Here is a 26836-nt window from a genome sequence, read left to right as displayed (position 1 = left end):
AGATACTTTAAGTGCTAAAGTATCTTTGTTTATTTGATGTTAAAAATAGCTCAAAAGCATTACCATAGTACTTATTTTAAAATCCCATACCCGGAATATTTGGCATTCCACTTTTGGCAGCTGCAGCAAGTTCAGCTTCATTTATATCGGAAGCCTTTTCTATAGCTTTATTTAAAGCTATGATTAAATAATCTTCTAATTCTTCAGCATCATTTAGTAAAGTTTCATCAATAGAAATCGATTTTATTTCTCTATTAGCTGTTAAGGTGATTTTTAATTTTCCATCTGCTGCAACTTCATCAACTAAAACTGAATTTAATCTTGTTTTGGTTTCCTCTACTTTTTGTTGAGCTTCTTTTAGTTTGCTCATCATTCCACCTAAATCTCCAAACATATCTTTAATTTTAAAATTATTTATGATGCAAAATTAATACTTTCATAAGTAAAAATGAAAATTTATCACTTGATTAAATTTTTCTTTTGTTCATCATTATAAATCTTACATTTGCAATCGCTCATTAAAAATAGAATGATGAATACGATTGATGTAAAAGCACCTTTTGCTGAGAAAAATCCTACAGAATTAGAAAAACATGGAGATGTAAGAATTGATAATTATTTCTGGATGCGTTTATCTGATGAACAAAAATTATCAGAAATAAAAGATGAACAAACTCAAAAAGTAGTTGATTATTTAGAAGCAGAAAATGATTATTATGATGCAATAACTGCAGATACAAAAACATTTCAAGAAGATTTGTTTCAAGAAATGAAAGGGAGAATTAAGGAGGATGATTCTTCTGTGCCTTATAAAAGCAATGGATATTTCTACATCACGCGTTATGAAATTGGCAAACAATACCCAATCTATAGTCGTAAAAAAGAGAATTTACTAGCTTCGGAAGAAATTTTATTTGATGTAAACGAAATGGCGAAAGATTTCGATTATTATCAATTGGGCGGATTAAATATTTCTCCAGATAACAAACTGGCTGTTTTTGCAACAGATACTGTTAGTAGAAGACAGTATTTTTTAAGAATAAAGAACTTAGAAACTGGAGAAATCTATAAGGATATTATTGAAAACACTACTGGAGGTTCTGTTTGGGCAAATGATAATAAAACCATTTTTTACACTAAAAAAGACCCAGTTACTTTAAGAAGCGTAAAGATTTTTAGACACGTTTTAGGAACTCCATCTTCAGAAGACGTGGAGGTTTTTAACGAAAAAGATGAAACTTTTGGAACCTATGTTACCAAATCAAAATCTAAAAAGTATATAATTATTGGATCATACAGCACTGTTTCTACAGAAGCTCAGTATTTAGAAGCCGATAATCCTACAGGAAAATTTACTGTTTTGCAACCACGAGAAAGAGATTTAGAATATAATGTTTCTCATTTTGGTGATTCTTTTTATTTGTTAACAAACAAAGATAAAGCCATCAATTTTAAGTTGATGAAAACGCCTATAGAGAATACTTCTAAAGAGAATTGGGTAGACGTTATTCCTCATAGAGAAGATACGTTGTTAGAAGATTTTTCAATATTTAAAGACTACTTAGTATTAGAAGAAAGGAACAATGGCTTAAACAAAATAAGAATAAAACGTTGGGATAATTCAGAAGATTACTATTTACCTTTTAGTGAAGAAACATATTCTGCTAATGTGTATGCAAATCCAGAATTTGATACAGATATTATTCGTTATTCTTACAATTCATTTACAACTCCAAGTTCTGTGATTGATTTTAATATGAAATCACAACAAAAAGACATCAAGAAAGAACAAGAAGTACTAGGAGGTAAGTTTAAAAAAGAAAACTATATCAGTAAACGTGTTTGGGCAACAGCAAGAGACGGAAAAAAAGTAGCCATTTCTTTGGTGTATCATAAAAATACTAAATTAAACAGCGAAACTCCTTTGTTACAATATGCCTATGGTTCTTACGGGTATACGATTCCAGATAGTTTTTCTTCAACAAGGTTAAGTTTGTTAGATAGAGGATTTGTTTACGCTTTAGCTCACATTCGTGGAAGCGAATATTTAGGTAGAGACTGGTATGAAGATGGTAAAATGTTGAATAAGAAAAATACATTCTACGATTTTATAGATTGTTCTAAATTTTTAATTGAAAACAATTATACTTCATCAAAACATTTATATGCTATGGGTGGTTCAGCCGGAGGATTGTTAATGGGAGCAATCATCAATTTAAACCCAGAATTGTACAATGGTATTATTGCTGCAGTTCCTTTTGTAGATGTCGTTTCTACAATGATTGATGAAAGCATTCCGCTAACTACTGGAGAGTATGACGAATGGGGAAATCCGAATGACAAACGCTATTACGATTATATAAAATCCTATTCGCCTTACGATAATGTAGAAGCAAAAGCATATCCTAATATGTTAGTTACTACTGGTTATCACGATTCTCAAGTACAATATTGGGAGCCTGCTAAATGGGTTGCAAAATTAAGAGAATTAAAAACGGATGATAATATTTTAATAATGCATACCAATATGGAAGCAGGTCACGGAGGTGCTTCAGGACGATTTGATGCGCTAAAAGAAACTGCAAAAGATTATACTTTTTTATTAAGTTTAGAAAACAAAGTAGATCCTATAAATTAGTAGTAAAACACTTTTCAATTTTCATTAATAAATGTACTTTTGCAAACGAAATCGTAAAAAACAATATTCTTAAGTTTTTTTCGATAACAAGATAGAATGACAAGGAATCAAGGAATTACAAATTCGATTTTAGAATTAGTTGGGGAAACTCCATTAATTAAGTTGCATAAGATTACCAAAAATTTACCTGGAACTTATTATGCTAAATTCGAGGCTTTTAATCCAGGTCATTCTGCAAAAGATAGAATTGCACTTCACATTGTTCAAGACGCAGAGAAAAAAGGAATCTTAAAAAAAGGAGCTACAATAGTAGAAACCACTTCTGGAAATACAGGTTTTAGTTTGGCAATGATCAGCATTGTAAAAGGGTATAAATGTATTCTTGCCGTAAGTGATAAATCTTCTCGAGATAAAATTGATTTGCTAAAATGTATGGGTGCAGAAGTACACGTATGTCCTGCAAACGTTCCGCCAGAAGATCCAAGATCTTATTACGAAGTCGCAAAAACAATTCATAAGAAAACTAAGAATTCAGTTTATATCAACCAATATTTTAATGAGTTGAATACTGAAGCGCATTATAGAACTACAGGGCCAGAAATTTGGAAACAAACTGATGGAAAATTAACACATATGGTAGTTGCCAGCGGAACAGGAGGTACCATTTCGGGTTCAGGACAATTTTTAAAAGAGAAAAACCCAAATGTTAAAGTTTTAGGTGTAGATGCTATTGGTTCTGTTCTAAAAAAGTATCACGAAACTAGAGAACTAGATTTAAGTGAAGTAAGTCCATATAAAATTGAAGGTTTAGGTAAAAATTTAATTCCTACTGCAACAGACTTTGATATTATTGATGTTTATGAGAAAGTATCAGATAAAGATGCCGCTTTAGAAGCAAGAAATATTGTTAAAAAAGAAGGAATGTTTCCTGGTTATACAAGTGGTGCAGTAATGCAAGCTACCAAACAATACGCAGCTCAGGGTATGTTTACAGAAGATAGTGTTGTCGTTTTAATTTTTCCAGATCATGGTTCTCGCTATATGAATAAGATTTATAGTGATGAATGGATGAAAGAACAAGGATTTTTATAGATAACATCCCTTTTTGTAAGGTTTGAAATACTGTTTTAATTTACTACCTTTGCACCCTCAAAACAGTTGATAATATGGCGAACGATTTATTCGATAGAATCATAAAAGATAAAGGACCTTTAGGGAAATGGGCAGATCAAGCAGAAGGCTACTATGTGTTTCCAAAGCTAGAAGGACCAATTTCTAACAGGATGTCTTTTAATGGTAAAAAAGTAGTTACATGGAGTATTAACGATTACTTAGGTTTGGCAAATCATCCAGAAGTTTTAAAAGTAGATGGTGCTGCTGCCAACGAACATGGAATGGCTTATCCTATGGGAGCTCGAATGATGTCTGGTCATACGCCTTATCACGAACAATTAGAAAGAGAATGTGCGGAATTTGTTGATAAAGAAGCTGCTTATTTAGTGAATTTTGGTTATCAAGGAATGGTATCGGCAATTGATGCTTTGGTTTCTAAAGACGATATTATAGTGTATGATGTAGATACACATGCATGTATTATTGATGGTGTTCGTTTGCATCCAGGAAAACGTTTTGTTTATAAACACAATGATATAGAAAGCTTTGAAAAAAACATGAAGCGTGCTGTGAAATTGGCAGAAAAAACAGGTGGAGGAATTCTTGCAATTTCCGAAGGTGTTTTTGGAATGCGTGGAGAACAAGGACGTTTAAAAGAAATCTGTGATTTAAAAGAAAAATACAATTTCCGTTTGTTAGTTGATGATGCTCACGGGTTTGGAACTCTTGGAGAAGGAGGTAGAGGTACTGGTTTTGAACAAGGTGTTCAAGATAAAATTGACGTTTATTTTGCAACTTTTGCAAAATCCATGGCAGGTATTGGCGCTTTCTTTGCTGGAGATAAAGATATTGTTCAGTTTTTACAATACAACATGCGTTCTCAAATGTTTGCCAAATCTTTACCAATGGCAATGGTAAAAGGAGCCTTAAAACGTTTGGATATGATACGTACCATGCCAGAATTAAAAGACAAATTGTGGACAAACACCAATGCTTTGCAATCTGGCTTACGTAAGGCTGGTTTCGATTTAGGAACCACGCAAACGTGTATTACACCAGTCTATTTAAAAGGAGATATTCCAGAAGCGATGGCAATGGTAAATGATTTACGAGAAAATCACGGAATTTTCTGTTCTATTGTCGTATATCCAGTAATACCAAAAGGATTAATTATTTTAAGGTTAATACCTACAGCTACACATACACAAGAAGATATCGATGAAACCATTACTGCGTTTTCTGCAATTCGAGAAAAATTAGAAAACGGAACTTATAAAAAAATTGCAGCAGCAATGATGTAATTTTTAATATTTATAGCATTTAAAAACCAAGCTAAAGCTTGGTTTTTTTATTGTTTCCAAAGGTCTAGTATAACCGTCAGTTACGGGTTAATATACGTTAATTTTCGGTTTAGCACAGACGTTAGCAATTCCGAGTGGATTCGGACGTAGTCGAATCCGCCTTAATTGCGGTTATACATTGTTGGCAAATCGTTTTTTTTAAATCAAATTTGACCTCAATTAAATTTCAATTATTTTTTGACACATACTTAGGAATTCGTGTTTATTTAAATCAGTCAAATTATTTACAGTGTCCCAATTTGTTCTTCTTCCCTTTTGTCCTGGTGGTTTCCCAGTCAGTTTGGATATGTTGTCATTTGTCTTAAATCCTTCTTCATCTAACATTGAAGCAATATTTTGAACTTTCATTTTTATTGAAGAAACAGAACGACTTTTTAATTTATGAATATCATTTTCATCAAATTCGTTTTTTCCAAAGCGAGCTATGTATGTACAAAGAGTAATTTCATCTTTTGTGAATAAATTCCTTTTCATAATATATTTTAAGAGTGTTTTAATTCATTAGAGTTTTTAGCCAAGTCTCAAACTTTTTTCTTTCAAATTCGTAATTAGATTGGTAGTTGAAATTTCGGTCTAAAACCTGATTGGAGAAAATAATAAGATTAATATTTTTCTCACTAATAAACATAACTAAAACTACAGAACCACTTCCGGTATTTGATTTTACAGCAAAAACAGTTAAATCATTTATGTCATTAATCCATTTCCAATCATCAAAACCATAATCTATTTCTTCAATAAACCTTTTTTTACTGTAACCAGAAAGGTCATAATGTTTTTCATAATGGTCATAAAACTTTAGTATTTCATTATTAACATACTCTAAAGGAATATGCTTTTCAGCAATTGAATCTTTTTCGATTGTAGACCATAAAAATTGTTGTCCAAAAGCAGATGAATTTAAGAGTATAAATAATATAGGAAGTATAAATATTCTCATTTTATTTTCGGATTAGATTATTTCTTTCTATCTATTAATTTCATTTAAATGTTTGCCAACTCTTTTCGGATATGCAGAGTTTTAATTCGTTATATCCAGAGTTAGCAAGTTAGTTTTTTTGAATCATAAAATCAACGGTAAAAACACCTGTTTTTAATAGAGGTTTAGCGCAACTTCTCGATCATAAATAGGTTGTTCGTTTCTATAGTTGTCTTTAGGCATGTTCTTTTTTAGTTTTAGTACTTCTTCTACAGAAACAATAATGGGTTGCTTAAATACTACCCAATTTACACTTTCTGTACAAGGTGGTGTGGTTAGGGAACCGCCATATGAGTAAAAATTAGCGTTTTTCGGAAATAAAGTAGATAAATCTAATGATTGGTGAATTTCTTTGGTTTCATGCTCTTTTAAAGGTAAAAAACTTTCAAAAAACTCGAACAACTGGCTTTCTTCTCCTTCTTCGGCTAAAACACTCATTACGGTATATTCTTTATTTTTTCCAGTATGTACCAAATGGATTTCTAAAGGATAACGAACTCCGTTAATGGTGTGTTCGGAAGGTTCATGAAAGTGAATTTGTGCCAAATGATAGGTATGATTATGGTATCGAATAGAATCGCCAGCTTCAAAATTAAATTGAATAGAATGTCCATTATTAATTACTTTATTAATTTGAGTATTAGGGGAATACATAATATCTAACGGATTTTCATTAGTATTTGTGGGTTTGGTATTGATATCAATAATATTGATTGGCGATTGTTTTTTTCCATTACAATCTGAGTTTTTTTCAATTTCTGCCCAATGTTCTGGAGAGGTTTCTCCTTGATAGGTCCAATGTTGATGTGTTTCTTTGTGAGGTGTTTCTTTGTGGTCGTTATAAACTTTATATACCACTAATAGTAGTAAAAGAGAAGGAATCAATAACTTTTTCATGATTAAATTTATAAGGTTGTACTACACAAAGGTAGCTTATCAAGTCAAGGAAATTTTATAACATTTATCATGTTTTCTAAAAAAGTAAGAAATCGGTTTCGCTATTTTAAATAAAAAAAGCCTTACAATTTGTAAGGCTTCTAAAATAAGTTTTTTAAGTATTTATTTCTTTTCTGGTTTAGGAATTGTGATTCCTAATTTTTTGATAACCAAGTCGGTGATATCAAATTTTGGATCTGCATAAGCAAATTGATTTCCTGTTACCGTTAAAATTTGTGTATACCCATTAGCTACCGCAACATTTTGTACAGCTTTACTTAATTTTTGATATAACGGACGCATTAACTCATCTCTTTTTAATTGCATTAATTTTGTACCATTTTCTCGGTACTTTTTAATATCAGTTTCTAAACCTTGCAATTCGGTAACTGTAGTTTTTTTAGCTAGTGCCCCTAAGGTTTTTTCATTTTTTCTAAAGGCAGTAACTTTATCTTGATATTCTTTTACTTTTTTGTTAAAAGAAGAGTCTAATCTGGCACCATATAATTGAGCTCTTTTAATTACAATTTTAGTTTCTGGCATTATAGAAACAATATAGTCGCTATCTACAGTACCTGTTTTAGTTTGCGAAAAGCTCACAATACTTGCAAGAGCAAGACTTATGAATAAAATTTTTGATTTCATGTTGTTATTTTTGTGCCACAAAGATATAAAAGAGAATGAATTACAAAAGGGAGTTATTCTTTAATTACGTTAATTTTTTCAGAAATTTGTTTAATAATATCTTGAATATCTGTTTGGTAATCAAACCATATTGTATCTGAGTCTCTTTTAAACCATGTAATTTGCCTTTTTGCAAATCTTCTTGTATTCTTTTTAATTTCAGAAATTGCAAATTCTTTTGTAAAATCGTTATTAAAATAAGAGAATAATTCACGATACCCTACTGTTTGTAAGGCATTTAAATTTTTATGCGCATGTAATTCTTTTGCTTCTTTCAGTAGCCCATTTTGCACCATAATATCTACACGACGGTTAATTCTGTCGTAAATTATCTCTCTATTGGCTGTTAAACCAATTTTGATAACGGTAAAATTTCTAGATGCTTTGGGTTTGTTTTTAAATGTCGAGTAGGGCATACCTGTACCCATGCAAATTTCTAAAGCTCTAATAACTCTTTGAGGATTATCAACAGCAATAGTAGTATAAGTTTCTAAATCTAATTCTTTTAGTTGTTTTTGCAGAGGCTCGAGTCCGTTTTCTTTGAGTTGATGATTTAATGCTGCTCTAATTTCAGGGGCAATTTTTGGGAAATAATCTAATCCTTTTAACACGGCATCTACATAAAGCCCACTACCACCAACCATGATTTGAATTGGATTTTTAAGAAACAAATTTTGTAATTTTTTTAAAGCATCTTTTTCGAACTGGCCTACATTATAATCTTCAAAAATACTTCTATTTTGAATAAAGTGATGTGGTGCTGCTTCCAATTCATCAACATCAGGAACAGCAGTTCCAATAGTCATTTCCTTGTAAAACTGCCTAGAATCGCAAGAGATTATATCACTTTTAAAGTGATTTGCCAATTTTATACTTAATGCAGTTTTTCCAATTGCAGTGGGTCCGACAATAGTAATAAGAATATTTTTCATCAACAATTAAGGATTTAAAATACTACCACAATTATAGCAAAACTCAGCTTTTTCTTTGTGATTCTCTTTTAAACAACTTGGACAAGATTGTGTGTTTGTAATATTTTCATTAGCATTATTTTTTGTCATTTCAGAACTTACTATTCCAGTCGGAATTGCAATGATAGAATATCCTAAAATCATGATAACACTTGCAATAAGCTGCCCTAAAGGGGTTTGAGGTGCAATATCACCAAAACCAACAGTAGTTAAAGTTACAATTGCCCAATAAATGCTCTTCGGGATATTGGTAAAACCATTTTCTTCACCTTCTACCATATACATTATGGTTCCTAAAATAATGCATACAATAAGTACAAAAAATAAAAAAACGGCAATTTTTGCTCTACTTGATTTCAAAGCTACCAATAATCTATTCGAAGCTCCAATATACCTTCCTAGTTTTAAAACCCTAAATATTCTTAGTAATCTTAGAGCTCTTAATGCAGCTAGATTGTGAGATCCAACCAAAATAAATGATAGGTATTTAGGAATTGTAGATAGTAAATCTATGACGCCATAAAAACTAAAAATATATTTTAATGGTTTCTGAATCGATATTATTCTTAACAAATATTCAATAGAAAAAAGAATGGTAATAATCCATTCTCCAATATTTAAAAAATCGTGGTATTTTTTATCAAAGCTTTCTACACTTTCTAACATTACTAAAACAATGCTAGTAATAATAGCAATTAACAATATAACATCAAAAAACTTACCCTCTTTGGTATCTGCTTCATAGATAATTTCATGAAGTCTGGTTTTCCAAGAAATTTTTCGGGTATTATTTTCCAATTTAGTTACTTTTTATAATACAATACTACAATTATTTACTGAATTTTTAATTTTTTTCCTTTGTTTTTCTGTTTAAAACAAATCATATTTTTAGAGGCAATACTAAAAATTATAAGTTATCAAATAAGATGAAATAGAGCGGAAATTGCTAAAAATCTGAATAAATTATTTAAGAATAACTATTATTTTGGAAGTAAAAATTTGATTCCTACAAGTTCTAAAGTACTAAAACTTTCTTCAGTAAAAGGAGTTTCTTTTTCGTAAGTAAAAGTACAAGTACTGTTTGCCGAAATTGAGCTGCATGAGCTTGAATTGACGTGATAATTAGCACTAAATTCAATTCCGTCACCGCTCATAATAAAGATAGGTAATCCTTCGATTTCAAAATTATTGTTGTTTTCTAAAATAACTTCGAATTCTAGTTTTGAAGAATTGTTTCCGGTATTTGGGGTGTAATTATAGCGAACTAATTGGTAAGTAAAATTGTTAACAACTTTAGAAGTTTTAATTTTATTTTCAACATCATAATCACAAGGTAAATCTATCCAATATGAGGGCTCAAATTCAAATCCACTTTCCGTTTTACTAACATTATCTTGTATAGTAACACGTTCTACACAGCCATAATTTTGAGCACATTGGCTAAACAAAAAAATTAAAATGAAGTATAAAACTGCTGTTTTATTTTTCATTTTTGAAATTATTTAGCGGGTAATATTTTACCAATACATTCACCAAAACCAATTCTAACTTTATCATTCTTACAGTGCGCACGCATTATTACAGTGTCGTTATCTTGAATAAATGTACGTTCAGAACCATCCTTTAATTTTACAGGATTTTGTCCTCTCCAAGTTAATTCTAACATAGATCCAAAGCTGTCTTTAGTTGGCCCAGAAATAGTTCCAGAACCCATCATATCTCCAGCTTCAACTGGACAACCATTTACCGTATGATGTGCTAATTGTTGTGCCATTGTCCAATACATATACTTAAAATTAGAATTAGCGACTACAGTTTCTTCTCCATTTTCTGGTTGAATACCCACTTGTAAATGAATATCGTAACTTCCTTTACCTTCTTGCTTTAGATAGGGAAGAGGTTCATGATCTTGCTTCGGATTATCAACTCTAAAAGGTTCTAAAGCATCTAAAGTAACAATCCATGGAGATATAGTAGAAGCAAAGTTTTTTCCTAAAAAAGGACCTAAAGGAACATATTCCCAAGCTTGAATATCTCTTGCCGACCAATCGTTAAACTGCACTAATCCAAAAATATATTCTTCAGCTTCTTCTATCGGGATTCTTTCTCCCAAAACATTTGCGTCTGTTGTAATAAATGCCATTTCCAATTCAAAATCTAACAATTTGCTTGGCCCAAAACCTGGAGTACTGCTTCCTTCAGCAGGTTTAGTTTGTCCGTAAGGTCTTCTTATTGGAGTTCCAGAAGGAATTATGGAAGAACTTCTTCCGTGATAACCAATAGGTATATGCAACCAATTAGGCAACAATGCATTTTTAGGATCTCTAAACAAAGAACCTACATTTGTTGCGTGTTCTTTACTCGCATAAAAATCTGTATAATCACCTACAGCAACAGGTAATAACATTTCAACTTCATCCATTCTAAAAATAATTTTATCTTTATGGTTGGCATTATCTCTTAAATTTCCATTGGTAACATCAAAAATTTCAGCAATTCTATTACGAACTAAACGCCAAGTTTTACGTCCATCTGCAATAAAATCGTTTAAATTATCTTGCAAGAAAATATCATCAGTTAAGGGAATTCCATCAAAATAACCCAACTGATGAAAAGCGCCTAAATCTATTGCAAAATCACCAATTCTACTACCAATAGTAATGATATCATCTCTAGTTATAAAAACTCCAAAAGGAATATTTTGAATTGGGAAATCTGAATTTGCATCTACTTTTAACCAAGATTTGCGATTAGGGTTATTTGCTGTTATGATCATATTGAATCTGATTTATTTTTACCAAACCTACATATTTTTTTTTCATTTTAAAATAAAAAAACAATGAAAAATTCATTTTTAACACTCCTTTATTCTGAAATATATAATTATTTTAAAAAAACATAAAATATCGATAAAACTTGTTCTTTTCAAATTTGTTTTTTGTTATTTTTGATGCTTCTTAAAAAAACATAATAATGCAACTAGACAATCAGATTTTCGACCTAATTCAGGAAGAGAATGAAAGACAATTAAACGGATTAGAATTAATCGCTTCTGAGAACTTTGTTAGCGAACAAGTGATGAGAGCACAAGGTTCTATTTTAACCAATAAATATGCTGAAGGATATCCTGGAAAAAGATATTATGGAGGTTGTGAAGTTGTTGATGTTATAGAACAAATTGCAATTGATAGAGCTAAAGAATTGTTTGGTGCAGAATATGTAAATGTTCAGCCACACTCTGGTTCTCAAGCAAATACAGCTGTGTTTGCGGCTTGTTTAAAAACTGGAGATAAGATTTTAGGCTTTGATTTATCACATGGAGGTCATTTAACACATGGCTCTCCAGTAAATTTTTCAGGAAAATTATATAAAACTTCTTTTTACGGAGTAGAAAAAGAAACTGGTATTTTAAATTATGATAAAATTCAGCAAACAGCTACAAAAGAACAGCCAAATTTAATTATTGCTGGAGCCTCTGCTTATTCTAGAGATATCGATTTTAAACGTTTTAGAGAAATTGCCGATAGTGTTGGTGCTATTTTAATGGCAGATATTTCTCATCCAGCCGGTTTAATTGCCAAAGGTATTTTAAATGATCCTTTACCTCATTGTCATATTGTAACAACTACAACTCATAAAACTTTACGTGGTCCAAGAGGAGGTATGATTATGATTGGTAAAGATTTTGATAATCCTTTCGGAGAAACTTTAAAATCTGGTAAGCCAAAGAAAATGTCAACCTTATTAAATTCTGCTGTTTTTCCAGGTAATCAAGGAGGGCCATTAGAACACGTTATAGCAGCAAAAGCAATTGCTTTTGGAGAAGCTTTAACTGATGAATTTTTAGAATACCAAATTCAAGTTAAAGAAAATGCTGCGGCTATGGCAAAAGAATTTGTAAAAAGAGGGTACAACTTAATTTCTGGTGGTACAGACAATCATTGTATGTTGATTGATTTAAGAAATAAAAACATATCTGGAAAAGATGCAGAAATTGCTCTTGGTAAAGCAGATATCACAGTTAATAAAAATATGGTGCCTTTTGATGATAAATCTCCTTTTGTAACTTCTGGTATTCGTGTGGGTACTGCTGCTGTTACTACACGTGGTTTGGTTGAAGAAGATATGATTCAAGTTGTTGATTTTATAGATCAGGCAATTAATAACGCAGACAACGAAGAAGCTTTACACCAAATTGGTGAACAAGTTTCAGATATGATGAGAACAAGAAGGTTATTTGTAATGTAATCATCATCAAACATACTATTAAAAAAAGCATCAAGGTTAATCTTGATGCTTTTTTTGTACTGATAAATATCATATTTAAAATCTAGTTTTTTTGCGTACTTCGTTGTGATACAATACGTTCATTATGGGATCACAATCAGTTACTGCAATAAAAACCCAAAAAGAAAGAAAAAACTTTGTTCGTCATTTGCTAAATGATATCGAAGCTTTTGAGTATATGATTCAAAATAACTTGTTTGAAACTGGAGTTCAAAGAGTGGGTGCAGAACAAGAAATTTGCATTGTAGATAAAGATTATAGACCCTCTACAAATGCGTTAAAAATTCTTGATAAAATTAATGATGATCACTACACAACAGAATTAGCACTTTTTAATTTAGAAATTAATCTAAACCCTTATAAGTTAGAAAAAAAATGTTTTTCTGAGATTGAAAAACAACTTACTTCGCTTTTAAATAAGGGGTATAGAGTTGCAGAAGCTACAGATAACAATAAACTAATACTAACAGGAATTTTACCAACTCTTAGAAAAAAAGATTTAGTTTTTAAAAACGTAACCCCCTATAAACGTTACAAAACTTTAAACAATGTTATCAAAAAAATTAGAGGAGATGATTTTAAATTGCACATTCAAGGTGTTGATGAGCTTATATTAAAGCACAAATCTATTTTATTTGAAGCTTGTAATACTAGTTTTCAAGTGCATTTGCAAATTAGCCCAGAAGAAGCCATAGATAAATACAACTGGTCTCAAGCCATAGCAGGACCTTTATTGTCTATAATGACAAATTCGCCTTTACTTTTAGGAAGAGAGTTGTGGAGCGAAACTAGAATTGCCTTATTTCAACAAAGTATAGACTTACGTAATGTTTCACATTTTTCAAGAGAACAAAAACCTCGTGTATCATTTGGCACTGATTGGGTTAAAGATTCTATTTTAGAATTATTTACAGATGATATTTCAAGATACCCTCCAATAGTTTCATCAGAATTTGATGAGGATTCTGTTACCGCTATAAAAAAAGGGATAATGCCGAAATTAAAAGCGCTAAACTTACACAATGGTACTTTATATAAATGGAATAGATTGTGTTATGGAGTGCATCAAAATGTTGCACATTTAAGAATAGAAAATAGATATATTCCTTCTGGACCAAGTGTAAAAGATGAAATTGCAAATGCTATGTTGTGGGTAGGAGTGATGCAGGGAATGCCAAGACAATATGAGAAAATTTGGCGAAAAATGCCCTTTTATGATGCAAAAGGAAATTTTATTAATGCGGCAAGAACAGGAATAAACACTTATTTTTCTTGGTTTGGTAAAGGTATTTCTGCTAAAAAATTATTAGAAAATATTTTAATTCCTATGGCTAAAGAAGGTTTGTTAAAATCGAATGTAGATGAGGGTGAAATTGATTATTATTTGAATATTATTCAAAAAAGAATTGATAAAAGTACTACGGGAAGCAAATGGTTAATCAGAAATAAAAGAAAATTGAGAAAAGAAGTTTCTAAATATGAATCTCATGTGATTTTAACGGAGCATATTTATAAAAACCAACAACTAAATATTCCTATATCAGAATGGGAATCAATTGATGTTCATGAAAATGATATTTCAAAAAAATATGATAAAGTTTATAAAATAATGTCTACTGGGTTATTTGTTGTTCATGAAAATGACTTGTTACAATTAGCCTATAAAATAATGAAATGGAAAAATATTCATCATATTCCCGTAGTTGATAAAAACAATTTTGTGGTAGGTGTTTTAGAGAAAAAACAGTTAGATAATTTAGATTTTACTTCAAAGAAAATTCAGAATAAAGTAGCTAAAAATATTATGACCACTAATTATGATATTGTAGAATCAGAAACGTCATATAAGAAAATAAAAGAATTGATAGAAACCACAGATAATACTTCAGTAATTGTCTTAAATGATAAAAAATTAGTGGGGATTTTTACAAAAAGTGATTTAGAAAGAATTGAGAAAATCAAGAAAAGTAAATGATAAATCAAATAGAAATTGAATCTTTTAACCAAAAAATTTCTGTTCAGAGAGTTTTAGGGAAAATTATAGGAACAAAGGAATCTCCAACGGTTATTGCTATTGGTGGTATTCACGGAAATGAAAGAGCAGGAGTTAATGCGCTGTTAAAGGTTTTTAAAACAATAGCATCAGAAAAAATACCCTTTAAAGGAAATTTCTACGGAATCTCTGGAAATATTAATGCAATATCTAAAAATGTACGTTTTCAAAATGTAGATTTAAATCGAATTTGGACAAAAGAACAAATTCTGAAATTACATTTAGAAAATGATTTGGATGAAGAATCATCAGAGCAAAAAGAAATTTATCACATTTTAAAAAAAATTTTAGAAACAGATAAAGGCCCTTTTTATTTTTTAGACTTACATACTACTTCTGCAGATACTCAGCCTTTTATAACGATAAGTGATTCTTTAGACAATAGAAGATATTCTTCTAATTTTTCAATTCCAACAATTTTAGGAATAGAAGAGTTTTTAGATGGCCCATTACTAACATATATTAACGAATTTGGTCATGTTGCTTTGGGTTTTGAAGCTGGTCAACATCAAAAAGAAGTTTCGGTTGATAATTGTATAGCATTTCTCTGGTTAGCTTTGGTGGCAGCAAAATGTATAAAAAAAAGACATGTAAAAAAACATCGATTCTATAAACACTCGTTATCTATGTTTATTGAAAATCAAGATTTTTATAAAATAGATTTCAAATATACAATTAAGCCTTTCGAAGATTTTAAAATGGTAGCTGGTTATAAAAATTTTCAGGAAATAGAGAAAAATGATGTGTTAGCATATTCTAATGGAAAAAAACTCATTTCTGATTTTGAGGGTAAAATATTTATGCCCTTATATCAACAAAAAGGAGACGATGGTTATTTTATTATTTCCAAAATATCTAAATTTTGGTTGAATACTTCTCGTTTCTTAAGAAAAGTTCATTTTCACCACTTTTTAAAACTATTACCAGGTGTTACTTCACATAAGAAAAAACCATATACGCTAATTGTAAACCCTAAAACAGCACAATTTTTAGCAACAGAAATATTTCATTTGTTTGGTTATAGAAAAAAAGTATTAAAACGAGGAAAACTACATTTTATAAAAAGAGACAGAAAAGTAAATGAATTCCTTTAATCTTCTTGACTTGCTCTATCTATAATATTTTCTGGTATTGATTTTTTTGCTTTAGCCCCCATTTTTTTAAGCTTTTCAACACTGTTAATTAAGTTTCCTCTTCCGTCAAAAAGCTTATTCATAGCATTAGAGTATTCTTTTTTACTATCATCAATACGTTTTCCAATTCCAACTAAATCTTTTAATAAACCATCAAATTTATCATACAATGCACCTGCTTGTCTTGCAATTTCAATTGCATTTCTTTGTTGTTTTTCGTTATTCCACATCGAATCTATAGTACGCAGTGTCGCTAATAAAGTAGAAGGAGTTACAATAACTATATTTTTTTCGAAAGCTTTATTATACAAGTGATTATCAGCATTTAGAGCGATAGCAAAAGCCGGTTCTATAGGAACAAATAACAAAACAAAATCAGGCGATTCTATCTTGTAAATGTCTTCGTATTTTTTTTCTGATAATTGCTCTACATGTCGTTTAAGTGATGAAACATGATCTTTTAAAAACTGTTCTCTTAATGTTTCATCATCTTCATTTACTAATTGTTCATACGCCACTAAAGAAACCTTAGAGTCAACAATCATTTTTTTATTATCAGGTAAATGAATTACAACATCTGGCATTACACGTTTACCTTCATCATTAGTAAAACTTTGTTGTACGAAATATTCTCTATCTTTTTCTAAACCAGACTTTTCTAAAACACGTTCTAAAACCAATTCACCCCAGTTTCCTTGCATTTTATTATCTCCTTTTAAGGCTTTGGTAAGGTTTATTGTTTCTTTACTCATTTGCTGGTTCAACTCTTTTAAACCTAAAATCTGTTGTCTTAAAGCTGCGTGATAATCTATACTTTCTTTGTGAGTTTTATCTACTTTTTCTTCAAAAACCTTTATTTTCTCTTGAAGAGGATTTAAAATTGTCTTTAAGTTTTCCTTGTTTTGTTCAGTAAATTTAGTTGATTTTTCTTCTAAAATTTTATTTGCTAAGTTTTCGAATTCTTTACTGAACTTGTCTTGTAGTTTTTCTACTTCACTTTTATTATCATCTAACTTTTGTTGTAAATTCTTTAATTCTGATTCTAATCTAGTATTTCGAGTAATTAATTGTTCTTTTTCTTGTTGATTGAATTTCACCTCTTTTTGCAGCTCAATCAAATTATCATCCACAATTTCTTTTGACTGTTGTAATAAAGAAGCACGTTCTTCTAAAGTAGCTTTCACTTTTTCTGAAGATAACTTACTAAGCATTTTGCCAATATAAAAACCTATGGCAGCAAAAACAATCGCGAGAATAAAGTATGTAATCAATTCTGTCATTATATCAATTTAAGTGCTTAAATTTATCACTTTAAAACACAATAGAAAACCATATGTTATGGATTTTGTGAACAATTCTTAAATTTATTAATGAAAACGATCTCTAAATTCATTTTATTTACACTTTTAGGGTGGAAGATTGAAAATAATTTTCCAAAATCGCTCAAAAAATATGTTGTTATTGCAGCACCACATACTAGTTGGGTAGATTTTCCAATTGCAATTTTAACAAGAATGAGCTTAGGTACAATGATTCATTTTATTGGTAAAGACTCTTTGTTTAAATCACCTTTTGGATTTGTGTTTAGTATGTTAGGAGGTACACCAGTAGATAGATCTAAAAGCAATAACTTGGTAGATGCTGTTGTAAATATTTTTAATTCTAGAGATGAATTTCGTTTGGGGTTGTCTCCAGAAGGTACAAGAAAAAAGGTCGAAAAATGGAAAACGGGTTTTTATTATATTGCAAAAGGGGCAAATGTACCCATTGTAATGGCAACTTTAGATTTTGGAAATAAAAGAGTTAAAATCTCTGAACCTTACTATATTACAGGTGATATGGAGAAAGATTTTGAAGTGTTTTATGATTTTTTTAAGCATGTAAAAGGAAAAAACCCAGAATTATTTTAACATTTATAGTGAAAATAAAATAAATTTTAGTACGTTTGCATAGTAGACAATATTTCTTAATAGAGATTAGGGGCTTTATTATTAATGAGTTTACTATAATAGCATAAGCTATGATAAATAAGTCTTCAGGTCTCTGAAGACTTTTTTTATGCATATTTATTAGCTATTTTTTCAGCAATCCCAACAATAACTTCAGTTGCTTTTAGCATAGATTCTACCGGGACATACTCGAACCGTCCATGAAAATTATGACCACCAGCAAAAATATTAGGACAAGGTAACCCTTTATAAGATAATTGAGACCCATCAGTTCCTCCTCGAATAGGTTTAATTAAAGGTTTTATATTATTTTCTAGCATTACTTCTTCGGCTATATCAATAATATGCATTACTGGAGTGATTTTCTCTTTCATATTAAAATATTGATTTTTTATATCTATATGAATTAACTCTTGATTGAATTCTTCGTTAAAATCGTCTGCAATTCTTTGCATTAATTTTTTTCTTTTTTCAAATAAATCTAAATCATGATCTCTAATAATATATTCTAAAATAGTTTGCTCAACATTACCTTGAATATCATGTAAGTGAAAAAAACCTTCGTAACCCTCTGTATTTTCGGGAGTTTCCTCTGTGGGTAGAGAAGCTACATATTCGTTTGCAATTAGCATAGAATTAATCATTTTTCCTTTGGCATAACCAGGATGAACGATTTTACCAGTAACAGTAACTTTTGCTGATGCTGCATTAAAATTTTCGTATTCTAATTCACCAATCTGACTTCCATCCATTGTGTATGCCCATTCAGATCCAAATTTTTCAACATTAAATAAATGGGCTCCTTTACCAACTTCTTCATCTGGAGTAAAACAAATTCGTATTTTTCCGTGTTTAATTTCTGGATGTTGGATTAAATATTCCATAGCAGATACAATTTCTGTAACTCCAGCTTTATCATCTGCACCCAAAAGTGTTGTTCCGTCTGTAGTGATTAAAGTCTGACCTTTGTATTGTAATAAATCTTCAAAATAATCAGGCGAGAGTACAATATTTTTTTCTTTATTTAATATGATATCATTTCCTTGATAATTTTTGATAATTTTTGGTTTTACATTTGCTCCAGTAAAATCAGGACTTGTATCAATATGTGCTATAAAACCAATTGTTGGTACTTCGTAATCTAAATTACTGGGTAAAGTAGCCATGATGTAACAATTTTTATCTAAATCGACCTCTTGCATTCCTATTTGTTTGAGTTCTTCTGCCAAAACCTTGGCTAAATCCCATTGCTTTTCTGTACTTGGAAAAGCAGGATTATTTGGGTCTGATTCAGTATCTATAGTAATATATTTTATAAAACGGTCGGTAATATGTTGTTTATCAATCATTATTGAATAATTTTTATTTTTTCGATTAAAGAAATAGCTTTACACAAACGGTTTTGTGTTAAAGAATCTCCGTAAACTTCTGCTTTAGCTAAAATAAAATGATTTTTATCTATTTTGATGAAAGCTTGTAATTTTTGATATAAATAATCAGATTTTATGCCTTTAGAAATAAGGATATAAGTTGGTTTTTCTAAAAAAATTAACTCTTTTGAATTTATTTGGATAAGTTTTTTTTTCAAATTTTCTTGTTCAATTTTTAGTTTGAATAAGTCATTTATCTCAAGGTTATTTTTGATAAAACTTACATCAACTAAAAAGGTTGCTGTAAGCTGTTTTGTAGTATCAGCAAAAAAAATTGAAGATTGTAAATTGTCTTGGTATAAATTTGTTTTCCAATTTTTAGGAATAGCAATCGAAAACTTATTTTCTACATCTTTTACAAGCTCTAAATTGTCAAAATTAAATGATTTGCATTGTAACTCTTTACCTAATTCAGATTGTTTCATACAAGAAAGAAATATTAACAATAACAAGAATAAATACCTTTTTTTCATTATTCTAATACTAGTTTACCGATTTTATTATTTCCGCTTAACCAAGCTGTTTTTCTATCTACAAATTGAATGGTATAATAACTTTCTTTAGAGATATCAGTCCATGTATTACCGCTATCGTTAGAAAAAGAAACCCCAGTTTTTCCGACTGTAAAAACTTCTTTTCCATTAGTGTTAGGAACATATTGCACGCAACTTTTATAATTTGGATTTAATCCATCTGAAACAATAGTCCATGTTTTTCCTCCATCTTTAGTAATTGCTTTATTTGCTTTATTTGCATTAGGTTTTGAGTAATTTCCCCCCATTACAATGCCATTCTTTTTATCAGCAAAATCAATTGAATAAATCCCCTGAGGTCCATTTCCTTGAACGATAGGAGTGTTATAAATTGTCCATGTTCTACCGTAATCAGTAGATTTTAAAATTCGTGTTTTTTTTCCACCAGAGGCAAGCCAAACAGTGTTTCCGATGGTTTTTATATTGGTATTACTTGCTGCAAAAAAAGCTTCACCATCATCAAATTTTGGTAGAATATCACAAGAAACTTTTTCCCAAGTTTCACCTGCATTTTTAGTTAATAAAATAGAAGGACAATCTTCTGTGGGATCTCCAACTGCAATTCCGTGAATATTATCTTCAAAGAATTTCATAGCATCATAAAAAACTTTTTCATGTACTTCTTTATAAACTAACGCAATTTTTCCATTTTTAACCTTGTATAATAGTGCAGGATTACCAATAGATAAGGCAAAAATAGCTTTTCCGTTAGAAGCTACACTTCTAAAGTTTGGAGAAATAGAATCTTGATATTGAATAGAAATTTTAGATAATGTATTTTTTGGAGAATCACTTATTATACCAATATCACCATTAGAACCTGCATAAATTACTTCATTTTCATTTACAATTTGTATTGCTCTTATACTAGTGCTATCTATTTTAAACTTTTGAATAGTAATACTTTCAATGTTTCTAGGGAGATATTCTTTGTTGCAAGCTATAAAAGAAAGGAAAACAAAAATAATTACAATTATTCTTTTCATTTTTGATATTTTTATACGACTAAAATAAACAAATCATTCTCTAGAAAATGAAAAAAGCATTGGTAATTTCGGGTGGAGGTAGCAAAGGAGCGTTTGCAGGTGGTGTTGCGCAATATTTAATGAAAAAAGAGCGTAAAGAATACGATTTGTTTTTAGGTACTTCTACAGGAAGTTTAATGGTTTCGCATTTGGCATTAGATATGTTAGATGAGCTAAAGCACTTATATACTCATGTAAATCAGAAAACAATTTTTAGTAATAATCCTTTTAAAATTAAAAGGGTAGCAGGAGAAAAAGTTATTAGTATAAGACACTTAAACACTTTTTGGAACTTTTTAAATGGTAGAAAAACCTTTGGTGAAAGTAAAAATTTAAGGACCTTAATCAATAATAACATTACTAAAGAAATGTACGAGAGGATTAGGGTTAGTAACAAAGAAGTTGTTGTTACTGTTTCAAACCTTACTGCAAATCAGATTGAATACAAGTCTAGTAATGAGTGTACTTATGAAGACTTTTGTGATTGGATTTGGGGGTCTTGTAATTATGTGCCTTTTATGAGTTTATTAGAAAAAAATAGACAGCAATATGCTGATGGTGGATTTGGCTCATTAGTGCCAATTCGTGAAGCTATTTTAAGAGGTGCTACAGAAATAGATGCTATTATTTTGGAAACAGAAGTAACTCAATTTAATAAATTACCTGCTAAAAACCCATTTTCTTTACTGTTTGATGTTTTTGATTTTATGTTAACTCACGTAGAAAGGCATAATATTACTATTGGTAAACTAGCAGCAAACAATAAAGACATTAAATTAAATTTATACTATACTCCAACAGTTTTAACCACAAATTCTTTAATTTTTGATGAAAAACTGATGCGAAAATGGTGGAAATCAGGTTATAAATATGCAAAATCTAAGCGAGAGGAATTAATGAGTGAGTTTAGGCCAGATGTACTGGATTAAATAATAAAATAGTAATGACAAAAATAATTGATATTCAATGTTTTAAATTAAAATAATGAAATTTGGAAAGGTAGATAACCCAGATAAAATAGACTTTACATTACCTAAAACTCATAAAGACACCATTACTTTATTTAATGGGTTTAAAAAACCAGAAAAAATAAATGTTTTTATTGGTTGTGCTAAATGGAATAGAGCAGATTTAAAAGGATTCTATCCTAGAGGAACAAAAGATGAATTGGAATATTATTCTAAACAATTTAATTCTATTGAACTCAATGCTACTTTTTATCGAAATTTTCCAGCACAACAATTCGAAAAATGGTACTCAAAAACACCAGATAAATTTAAGTTTTTTCCAAAATTAGGTCAAGAAATTAGTCATTGGAAACGTTTGAATGGAGTAGCGGAAGTAGTGAATTCTTATCTTTATAATTTTAGTAATCTACAAGAAAAATTAGGGACTATCTTTTTGCAATTACATGCTAATTTTGGTCCTAAAAACTTTGATAAACTACAAAATTTTGTAGAAAGTTGGCCAAAAAACACTCCTTTGGCAGTTGAAGTAAGGCATAAAGATTGGTTTTCAGATAAAGCTATTGCAGAAGACTTTTATCAATTATTAGAAGAATATAATGTGGCCAATGTATTAGTTGATACCGCTGGTAGAAGAGATATGATGCATATGCGATTGACAAACAATGAAGCATTTGTAAGGTATGTTGGTGCAAATCATCCAACTGATTACGATAGATTAGACGACTGGGTTAATAAGCTAAACGAATGGGTTTCATTAGGTTTGCAGAATGTTCATTTTTTTATTCATCAGAATTTAGAAAAAGAATCACCCTTATTAGCAGCGCATTTTATCAAAAATTTAAATTCAGAATTTGATTTAAATTTGAGAATTCCTAATAGTGTCTCTAGTTCAGACAGTCAAATAAGTTTATTGTAAAGAATAACCCAACTTTAAAAGTTGGGTTATTTTTTTTTTGACTAGTGTTTGTTTTATCTTTTTAAATCAACATACATGTTATCTTTTGTAGGGCTTCCTAATTTTGAATTAAATATTTCTATATTTCTATTCTCAAAAGATTGTTGTTTGTAAAGCCCTTTATTACCAGATATAATATAAGTAATCATTCTATCTAATAAAGGATCAGATTTTTGTCCTAAAACCCCTAAGTTATTATAATCTTCTTTTAATAGTACTCCTGGTAAAGTGGTTCCCGGAGTAAAACCATTTCGCTCACTTTTATCATCAGCATTTACAATTTCTAAGACTAAAGGTTGCATTGCATAGGTATGATTTGGATTTAAATTATCGCCTGTTCTGGTCAGGTTATCAGAATCATAAAGCGTTATAGAACCTTCTTGTTTTCCTCTTGTGGTGTCACCAACTAAAGCAACATCTATATAAGACCTAAGGGAGTTTATGACCAATTCTGATGCAGAAGCAGAACTACTACTAACAATAAAATACACTTTTGTTAAATTAAGGCTCTGAATAGCTTCTTCTAAAATAACATTCCCATTTCTATCTGTATTTCTAATTTGATTTGTAAAATTATTGATAAATCTATCTGCAGTTATGGCTTTTTGTACCTTTTCATTCCAAGATTCTTTTGAATAAAGCTGTCCAGTAAATTGACCAGTAATCATACTTCCTAAATGTGTAGCTGTTTTAACAGAGCCACCGCTATTGTATCTTAAATCTATTACTAAATCTGTAACTCCTTGAGATTTAAATTCTGAAAAAGCTGCATTTAGTTGCCCGTCAAAAGAACTAGAAAATTGGTTGTACATTAAGTATCCAATTTTTTTAGCACCTTCATTAAATACTTTTTTTAAAGCTACAGGGTTTTCTTGGAGCTGAGTCTTAGATAGTGTAATTGTATTTCCATTAGTAGTAGGGTTTCCGTTATTATAATTAGAAAGTCCGATTGTAAAATTAGTGTTATTGCCAAATAATAAAGCTCTAAAATTTGTTGTAGTTAGTTGGGTGTTATCTACAGTATTAAAAATCATTCCTCTGCTAACCCCTTTGGTTTCAGCATCTGAAGAAGGCAATACATACCTAACATAACCAAAAATACTTTCAGAACCATTACTATATTGCACTAGGCCAAATTCCATGCCACTATTTAAAGTGATTCCTTGAAAAGCGTTTTCTAGAGCGATATAGTCATCAACAATAACAGAAAATCGATCTGTTGGTCTATTTAACAAACTTTCAAATAATTGTTCTGGTGATGAAAATCCCGTTAAATAATCATTTAATTGACTTTGATTACTAAAGCGGTTGTCTTGTAAATCTGGTATATCACTTTGCCATAAATAGTATGCATTTAAACCTTTCCAAATAAAATCGTGAACTTCAAGTTCTTGCGGAATAGACTCAGATTTAGTACAACTGTTTAAAGTTGCTATCGTTAAAATTAGTATTAAGTATTTATTAAAAAGATGTAACTTCATAGTATAAACATTATATTATATTGAACGCAATATAAAGAGAATTCGTATTATTTTTAGAACTTGTTGTAACAAATTAAATAGTATGTCGTCGTAATGATGTAAACCTGATAAAAAATAATTAAAATTAGTAGTTTACCATCAAAATTAACCAAATAGAATGAATCAATCAGACTTTTTAAAAGTTGTTTTACCATTTAAAGACAAGGTCTTTCGTTTAGCAAAAAGACTTTTAGTTTCTACTGAAGAAGCCGAAGATGCTACACAAGAATTGTATTTTAAATTATGGAGAAGTAAAGAGAAAATAGCTGATTATAAAAATGTCGAAGCATTTGCAATGACAATGACTAAAAATTATTGTTTTGATCGCTTAAAAAGTAAACAAGCAAGTAATTTAACATTAGTACACAGTAATTATAAAGAAAAAGAAACATCTTTAGATAAAAAAGTGGAACATCGAGACAGTGTAAACCAAGTACACCAATTGATAGAAAGCTTACCAGAGCAACAAAAGATTATTATTCAACTTAGAGATGTCGAACAATATGAAATGGAAGAAATCTGTAAAATGGTAGATATGAAACCAACTGCAGTAAGAGTTGCACTTTCTAGAGCAAGAAAAACAATAAGAGAAGCATTAATTAAAAAACACAACTATGGAGTTAGCTAACATAGAAAAATTAGTAGAAAAATATTTAAATGCAGAAACTTCTTTGCAAGAAGAAACTACCTTAAGAAACTATTTTACAGGAGGTAAAGTTGCACCACACTTGCAAGAATATGAATACATGTTTAATTATTTTACTACTACCAAAGATGAAACTTATACAAAAACCATTCAGTTAGAACCAAAGAAATCTAAAAAGAGAAACTTAAAATGGTTGTCTGTTGCAGCATCTGTAATGTTATTATTTAGCGTGTATATTGGAAAAACAATTTATAATAAAGCGCAAGAAAGAGAAGCAGAAAAAATTTATGCACAAGTAAGTAAAGGATTAATGTTACTCTCTACTAACCTTAAAAAAGGAGAGCAAGCAGTAGCAACTTTATATACTTATGAAAACACAGTAAATAAGATATTAAAATAAACCAAGTAAAAATTAGTAAAACCAAGTAAACAGAGAAATTATGAAAAAAATAGCAATATTAATAGCGTTAGTAGTTACACCGTTGGTAACCAGCGCACAGTCTTTTTTTGATACTTTAGAAGATATGGATGGAGTAGATGTGGTTGTAGTAACCAAAGATGCTTTCGAAATGTTATCTAAATTCAAAAACATAAAGGTAGAAGGAAATGAGACAATGGAAGTTTTTGAAATGATTCAAGAATTAAAAGAGTTAAAAGTTTTCTCTACAGATAATCCAGTAATTGCAGATAAAATGGATGCTATGGTAAAAACAGCCATCAAAAAACACAATTTAACTGAATTTATGCGAGTAAAACAAGATGATTCTCGAGTAAAAATTTATATGAAAACTGGTAAAAACAAAGATTATGTAAGTGAAGTATTAATGTTTGTAAAGGGCATTAGCAAAAAAACAAATAAAGCCTCAGAGTCAGTAATTGTTTCTTTAACGGGTAATATAGATATCAATAAATTATCAGATTTAGCAGATACTTTTTCCAAAGAAAAAAAGAATAAATAATTTAATGTGAAGTCAGATTAAACAATCTGACTTCACATTCAACCAAAAAATATAATAATGAGAAAAATCACAAAAATACTTTCACTTTTATTACTAGTATTGATGATTACTTCATGTAAAAATGAAAAATCACTACAAGGATATTTAGTAGAAAGTCAAGAAAAAACAGGTTTTATAACTGTTGATATTCCTACAAGCTTTTTACAATTAAAATCTGATGATGTTTCTGATGAAGTAAAAGCTACTTTAAAAAGTATTCGCAAAGTAAATGTTGTTGCCTTACCTATAAAAGGAAACGAAACGACATACCAAGTCGAAAAAGATAAATTGAAAAGTATTTTTAAAGACAATAAAGACTATAAGAGTCTTATGAGTATGAAGGTTAAAGGAATGAATATAAAATTATATTATACCGGTAATACTGATTCTATAGATGAAGTTATTGCATTTGGTTATAATGATAAGGCAGGAGTAGGTGTTGCAAGATTGTTAGGAGATAATATGAATCCTGCAAAAATTATTGAAATGATGAATAATATCAAAGTAGATGCAGATGACATCAATTTAGGTCAATTTAAAGCGATTTTTAATAGCAAATAGATTCCATAGTCATTTGATAAAAGCTGTAATTTCTTTAGAGATTGCAGCTTTTTTGTGTTTAAGTTGGTATGCTTTTTGAATTTAACCAAGCATTAA

27 protein-coding genes are annotated in these 26836 nt (G+C 29.9%); 13 read left to right on the top strand and 14 right to left on the bottom strand.

The features are described 5' to 3' along the window. Nucleotides 1-76: 76 nt before the first annotated feature. Nucleotides 77-394: a YbaB/EbfC family nucleoid-associated protein gene (locus DIS07_RS13685; RefSeq protein ID WP_109405820.1), complete on the bottom strand. Its 318-nt coding sequence runs from the start codon at nt 392-394 to the stop codon at nt 77-79. A gap of 138 nt (nt 395-532) precedes the next feature. Between DIS07_RS13685 and DIS07_RS13680 the strand changes: the two genes are divergently transcribed. The 3 genes from DIS07_RS13680 (at nt 533) to DIS07_RS13670 (ending at nt 5052) form a co-directional block, all read left to right on the top strand. Then, complete coding sequence (locus DIS07_RS13680) at nt 533-2638, top strand: S9 family peptidase (protein ID WP_109405819.1); 2106 nt, start codon at nt 533-535, stop codon at nt 2636-2638. A gap of 96 nt (nt 2639-2734) precedes the next feature. Then, nucleotides 2735-3730 (top strand): PLP-dependent cysteine synthase family protein, encoded by a 996-nt coding sequence (locus tag DIS07_RS13675; RefSeq protein ID WP_109405818.1) that lies wholly within the window; start codon nt 2735-2737, stop codon nt 3728-3730. Nucleotides 3731-3804: 74 nt separating this feature from the next. Continuing rightward, nucleotides 3805-5052 carry an aminotransferase class I/II-fold pyridoxal phosphate-dependent enzyme gene (locus DIS07_RS13670; RefSeq protein WP_109405817.1) on the top strand — a complete coding sequence of 416 codons (1248 nt, stop codon included), beginning with the start codon at nt 3805-3807 and terminating at the stop codon, nt 5050-5052. Nucleotides 5053-5271: 219 nt separating this feature from the next. Here DIS07_RS13670 and DIS07_RS13665 read toward each other — a convergent pair whose 3' ends face one another. The 8 genes from DIS07_RS13665 to fahA all read right to left on the bottom strand — a co-directional run bounded on the left by DIS07_RS13665 (nt 5272) and on the right by fahA (nt 11458). After that, complete coding sequence (locus DIS07_RS13665) at nt 5272-5586, bottom strand: hypothetical protein (RefSeq protein WP_109405816.1); 315 nt, start codon at nt 5584-5586, stop codon at nt 5272-5274. 19 nt (nt 5587-5605) lie between these two features. Beyond that, entirely contained in the window at nt 5606-6052 is a 447-nt protein-coding gene (locus DIS07_RS13660; RefSeq protein WP_109405815.1) for a hypothetical protein, read from the bottom strand. Nucleotides 6053-6205: 153 nt separating this feature from the next. Beyond that, on the bottom strand, nt 6206-6988 hold the full coding sequence (locus DIS07_RS13655) for a carbonic anhydrase (RefSeq protein WP_109405814.1): 783 nt from the start codon (nt 6986-6988) through the stop codon (nt 6206-6208). 162 nt (nt 6989-7150) lie between these two features. Further along, complete coding sequence (locus DIS07_RS13650; RefSeq protein WP_109405813.1) at nt 7151-7672, bottom strand: OmpH family outer membrane protein; 522 nt, start codon at nt 7670-7672, stop codon at nt 7151-7153. A 53-nt stretch (nt 7673-7725) separates the two neighbouring features. After that, complete coding sequence (gene miaA / locus DIS07_RS13645) at nt 7726-8643, bottom strand: tRNA (adenosine(37)-N6)-dimethylallyltransferase MiaA (RefSeq protein ID WP_109405874.1); 918 nt, start codon at nt 8641-8643, stop codon at nt 7726-7728. Between the two features lie 6 nt (nt 8644-8649). Then, nucleotides 8650-9480: an ion transporter gene (locus DIS07_RS13640; protein ID WP_109405812.1), complete on the bottom strand. Its 831-nt coding sequence runs from the start codon at nt 9478-9480 to the stop codon at nt 8650-8652. A 182-nt stretch (nt 9481-9662) separates the two neighbouring features. After that, nucleotides 9663-10172, bottom strand: coding sequence for a hypothetical protein (locus tag DIS07_RS13635; RefSeq protein WP_109405811.1), 510 nt, complete (start codon nt 10170-10172; stop codon nt 9663-9665). Nucleotides 10173-10180: 8 nt separating this feature from the next. Further along, complete coding sequence (gene fahA, locus DIS07_RS13630; protein ID WP_109405810.1) at nt 10181-11458, bottom strand: fumarylacetoacetase; 1278 nt, start codon at nt 11456-11458, stop codon at nt 10181-10183. A 197-nt stretch (nt 11459-11655) separates the two neighbouring features. On the opposite strand from fahA, the gene glyA reads away from it, so the two are divergent. From glyA to DIS07_RS13615, 3 genes are all read left to right on the top strand, one after another. Then, nucleotides 11656-12930, top strand: a complete 1275-nt coding sequence (gene glyA / locus DIS07_RS13625) for a serine hydroxymethyltransferase (protein WP_109405809.1) — start codon at nt 11656-11658, stop codon at nt 12928-12930. Between the two features lie 124 nt (nt 12931-13054). After that, nucleotides 13055-14944, top strand: a complete 1890-nt coding sequence (locus DIS07_RS13620; protein WP_109405808.1) for a CBS domain-containing protein — start codon at nt 13055-13057, stop codon at nt 14942-14944. Next, complete coding sequence (locus tag DIS07_RS13615; protein ID WP_109405807.1) at nt 14941-16116, top strand: M14 family metallopeptidase; 1176 nt, start codon at nt 14941-14943, stop codon at nt 16114-16116. The genes DIS07_RS13620 and DIS07_RS13615 overlap by 4 nt, the downstream gene beginning before the upstream one ends. On the opposite strand, the gene rmuC is transcribed toward DIS07_RS13615, so the two are convergent. Then, nucleotides 16113-17435, bottom strand: a complete 1323-nt coding sequence (gene rmuC, locus DIS07_RS13610) for a DNA recombination protein RmuC (protein WP_109405806.1) — start codon at nt 17433-17435, stop codon at nt 16113-16115. The genes DIS07_RS13615 and rmuC overlap by 4 nt on opposite strands. A 90-nt stretch (nt 17436-17525) precedes the next feature. On the opposite strand from rmuC, the gene DIS07_RS13605 reads away from it, so the two are divergent. Next, nucleotides 17526-18065, top strand: coding sequence for a 1-acyl-sn-glycerol-3-phosphate acyltransferase (locus tag DIS07_RS13605; protein WP_109405805.1), 540 nt, complete (start codon nt 17526-17528; stop codon nt 18063-18065). A 146-nt stretch (nt 18066-18211) separates the two neighbouring features. Here DIS07_RS13605 and pepT read toward each other — a convergent pair whose 3' ends face one another. From pepT to DIS07_RS13590, 3 genes are read right to left on the bottom strand one after another with little or no spacing between them, the layout of a single operon-like run. After that, nucleotides 18212-19453: a peptidase T gene (gene pepT / locus DIS07_RS13600; RefSeq protein WP_109405804.1), complete on the bottom strand. Its 1242-nt coding sequence runs from the start codon at nt 19451-19453 to the stop codon at nt 18212-18214. Further along, entirely contained in the window at nt 19453-19959 is a 507-nt protein-coding gene (locus DIS07_RS13595) for a hypothetical protein (protein WP_109405803.1), read from the bottom strand. Before DIS07_RS13595 ends, pepT begins: the two co-directional genes overlap by 1 nt. 47 nt (nt 19960-20006) lie before the next feature. After that, the gene (locus DIS07_RS13590) at nt 20007-21053 is read right to left on the bottom strand and encodes a WD40/YVTN/BNR-like repeat-containing protein (protein ID WP_109405802.1); all 1047 of its coding nucleotides are present in this window, start codon (nt 21051-21053) and stop codon (nt 20007-20009) included. A 47-nt stretch (nt 21054-21100) separates the two neighbouring features. Here DIS07_RS13590 and DIS07_RS13585 point away from each other — a divergent pair, with 47 nt between their 5' ends. Both DIS07_RS13585 and DIS07_RS13580 read left to right on the top strand, forming a co-directional pair. Then, a complete protein-coding gene (locus DIS07_RS13585; protein WP_109405801.1) occupies nt 21101-22021 on the top strand; it encodes a patatin-like phospholipase family protein in 921 nt (306 codons plus the stop codon). A gap of 55 nt (nt 22022-22076) precedes the next feature. After that, nucleotides 22077-22976, top strand: a complete 900-nt coding sequence (locus DIS07_RS13580; protein WP_109405800.1) for a DUF72 domain-containing protein — start codon at nt 22077-22079, stop codon at nt 22974-22976. A 53-nt stretch (nt 22977-23029) separates the two neighbouring features. On the opposite strand, the gene DIS07_RS13575 is transcribed toward DIS07_RS13580, so the two are convergent. After that, the gene (locus DIS07_RS13575; RefSeq protein ID WP_109405799.1) at nt 23030-24496 is read right to left on the bottom strand and encodes a S41 family peptidase; all 1467 of its coding nucleotides are present in this window, start codon (nt 24494-24496) and stop codon (nt 23030-23032) included. 157 nt (nt 24497-24653) lie between these two features. Here DIS07_RS13575 and DIS07_RS13570 point away from each other — a divergent pair, with 157 nt between their 5' ends. The 4 genes from DIS07_RS13570 to DIS07_RS13555 are packed head-to-tail and all read left to right on the top strand — an operon-like array spanning nt 24654 to nt 26740. Beyond that, entirely contained in the window at nt 24654-25163 is a 510-nt protein-coding gene (locus DIS07_RS13570; RefSeq protein ID WP_109405798.1) for an RNA polymerase sigma factor, read from the top strand. Further along, the gene (locus DIS07_RS13565; RefSeq protein ID WP_109405797.1) at nt 25150-25581 is read left to right on the top strand and encodes a hypothetical protein; all 432 of its coding nucleotides are present in this window, start codon (nt 25150-25152) and stop codon (nt 25579-25581) included. The genes DIS07_RS13570 and DIS07_RS13565 overlap by 14 nt, the downstream gene beginning before the upstream one ends. Before the next feature lie 40 nt (nt 25582-25621). Then, nucleotides 25622-26140: a DUF4252 domain-containing protein gene (locus DIS07_RS13560; protein ID WP_109405796.1), complete on the top strand. Its 519-nt coding sequence runs from the start codon at nt 25622-25624 to the stop codon at nt 26138-26140. 57 nt (nt 26141-26197) lie between these two features. Continuing rightward, the gene (locus tag DIS07_RS13555) at nt 26198-26740 is read left to right on the top strand and encodes a DUF4252 domain-containing protein (RefSeq protein WP_109405795.1); all 543 of its coding nucleotides are present in this window, start codon (nt 26198-26200) and stop codon (nt 26738-26740) included. Nucleotides 26741-26836: the final 96 nt, after the last annotated feature.

Origin of the sequence: Polaribacter aquimarinus (assembly GCF_003129485.1) — a bacterium.
GTDB classification, from domain to species: Bacteria; Bacteroidota; Bacteroidia; order Flavobacteriales; family Flavobacteriaceae; genus Polaribacter; species Polaribacter aquimarinus.
This window is presented reverse-complemented; position numbering and strand designations above follow the sequence as displayed.

What these genes read in the sequence shown, in the direction of transcription:
- DIS07_RS13685 (WP_109405820.1), bottom strand. Translation starts at nt 394, where the DNA reads ATGTTTGGAGATTTAGGTGGAATGATGAGCAAACTAAAAGAAGCTCAA.
- DIS07_RS13680 (WP_109405819.1), top strand. Translation starts at nt 533, where the DNA reads ATGAATACGATTGATGTAAAAGCACCTTTTGCTGAGAAAAATCCTACA.
- DIS07_RS13675 (WP_109405818.1), top strand. Translation starts at nt 2,735, where the DNA reads ATGACAAGGAATCAAGGAATTACAAATTCGATTTTAGAATTAGTTGGG.
- DIS07_RS13670 (WP_109405817.1), top strand. Translation starts at nt 3,805, where the DNA reads ATGGCGAACGATTTATTCGATAGAATCATAAAAGATAAAGGACCTTTA.
- DIS07_RS13665 (WP_109405816.1), bottom strand. Translation starts at nt 5,586, where the DNA reads ATGAAAAGGAATTTATTCACAAAAGATGAAATTACTCTTTGTACATAC.
- DIS07_RS13660 (WP_109405815.1), bottom strand. Translation starts at nt 6,052, where the DNA reads ATGAGAATATTTATACTTCCTATATTATTTATACTCTTAAATTCATCT.
- DIS07_RS13655 (WP_109405814.1), bottom strand. Translation starts at nt 6,988, where the DNA reads ATGAAAAAGTTATTGATTCCTTCTCTTTTACTACTATTAGTGGTATAT.
- DIS07_RS13650 (WP_109405813.1), bottom strand. Translation starts at nt 7,672, where the DNA reads ATGAAATCAAAAATTTTATTCATAAGTCTTGCTCTTGCAAGTATTGTG.
- miaA (WP_109405874.1), bottom strand. Translation starts at nt 8,643, where the DNA reads ATGAAAAATATTCTTATTACTATTGTCGGACCCACTGCAATTGGAAAA.
- DIS07_RS13635 (WP_109405811.1), bottom strand. Translation starts at nt 10,172, where the DNA reads ATGAAAAATAAAACAGCAGTTTTATACTTCATTTTAATTTTTTTGTTT.
- fahA (WP_109405810.1), bottom strand. Translation starts at nt 11,458, where the DNA reads ATGATCATAACAGCAAATAACCCTAATCGCAAATCTTGGTTAAAAGTA.
- glyA (WP_109405809.1), top strand. Translation starts at nt 11,656, where the DNA reads ATGCAACTAGACAATCAGATTTTCGACCTAATTCAGGAAGAGAATGAA.
- DIS07_RS13620 (WP_109405808.1), top strand. Translation starts at nt 13,055, where the DNA reads ATGGGATCACAATCAGTTACTGCAATAAAAACCCAAAAAGAAAGAAAA.
- DIS07_RS13615 (WP_109405807.1), top strand. Translation starts at nt 14,941, where the DNA reads ATGATAAATCAAATAGAAATTGAATCTTTTAACCAAAAAATTTCTGTT.
- rmuC (WP_109405806.1), bottom strand. Translation starts at nt 17,435, where the DNA reads ATGACAGAATTGATTACATACTTTATTCTCGCGATTGTTTTTGCTGCC.
- DIS07_RS13605 (WP_109405805.1), top strand. Translation starts at nt 17,526, where the DNA reads ATGAAAACGATCTCTAAATTCATTTTATTTACACTTTTAGGGTGGAAG.
- pepT (WP_109405804.1), bottom strand. Translation starts at nt 19,453, where the DNA reads ATGATTGATAAACAACATATTACCGACCGTTTTATAAAATATATTACT.
- DIS07_RS13595 (WP_109405803.1), bottom strand. Translation starts at nt 19,959, where the DNA reads ATGAAACAATCTGAATTAGGTAAAGAGTTACAATGCAAATCATTTAAT.
- DIS07_RS13590 (WP_109405802.1), bottom strand. Translation starts at nt 21,053, where the DNA reads ATGAAAAGAATAATTGTAATTATTTTTGTTTTCCTTTCTTTTATAGCT.
- DIS07_RS13585 (WP_109405801.1), top strand. Translation starts at nt 21,101, where the DNA reads ATGAAAAAAGCATTGGTAATTTCGGGTGGAGGTAGCAAAGGAGCGTTT.
- DIS07_RS13580 (WP_109405800.1), top strand. Translation starts at nt 22,077, where the DNA reads ATGAAATTTGGAAAGGTAGATAACCCAGATAAAATAGACTTTACATTA.
- DIS07_RS13575 (WP_109405799.1), bottom strand. Translation starts at nt 24,496, where the DNA reads ATGAAGTTACATCTTTTTAATAAATACTTAATACTAATTTTAACGATA.
- DIS07_RS13570 (WP_109405798.1), top strand. Translation starts at nt 24,654, where the DNA reads ATGAATCAATCAGACTTTTTAAAAGTTGTTTTACCATTTAAAGACAAG.
- DIS07_RS13565 (WP_109405797.1), top strand. Translation starts at nt 25,150, where the DNA reads ATGGAGTTAGCTAACATAGAAAAATTAGTAGAAAAATATTTAAATGCA.
- DIS07_RS13560 (WP_109405796.1), top strand. Translation starts at nt 25,622, where the DNA reads ATGAAAAAAATAGCAATATTAATAGCGTTAGTAGTTACACCGTTGGTA.
- DIS07_RS13555 (WP_109405795.1), top strand. Translation starts at nt 26,198, where the DNA reads ATGAGAAAAATCACAAAAATACTTTCACTTTTATTACTAGTATTGATG.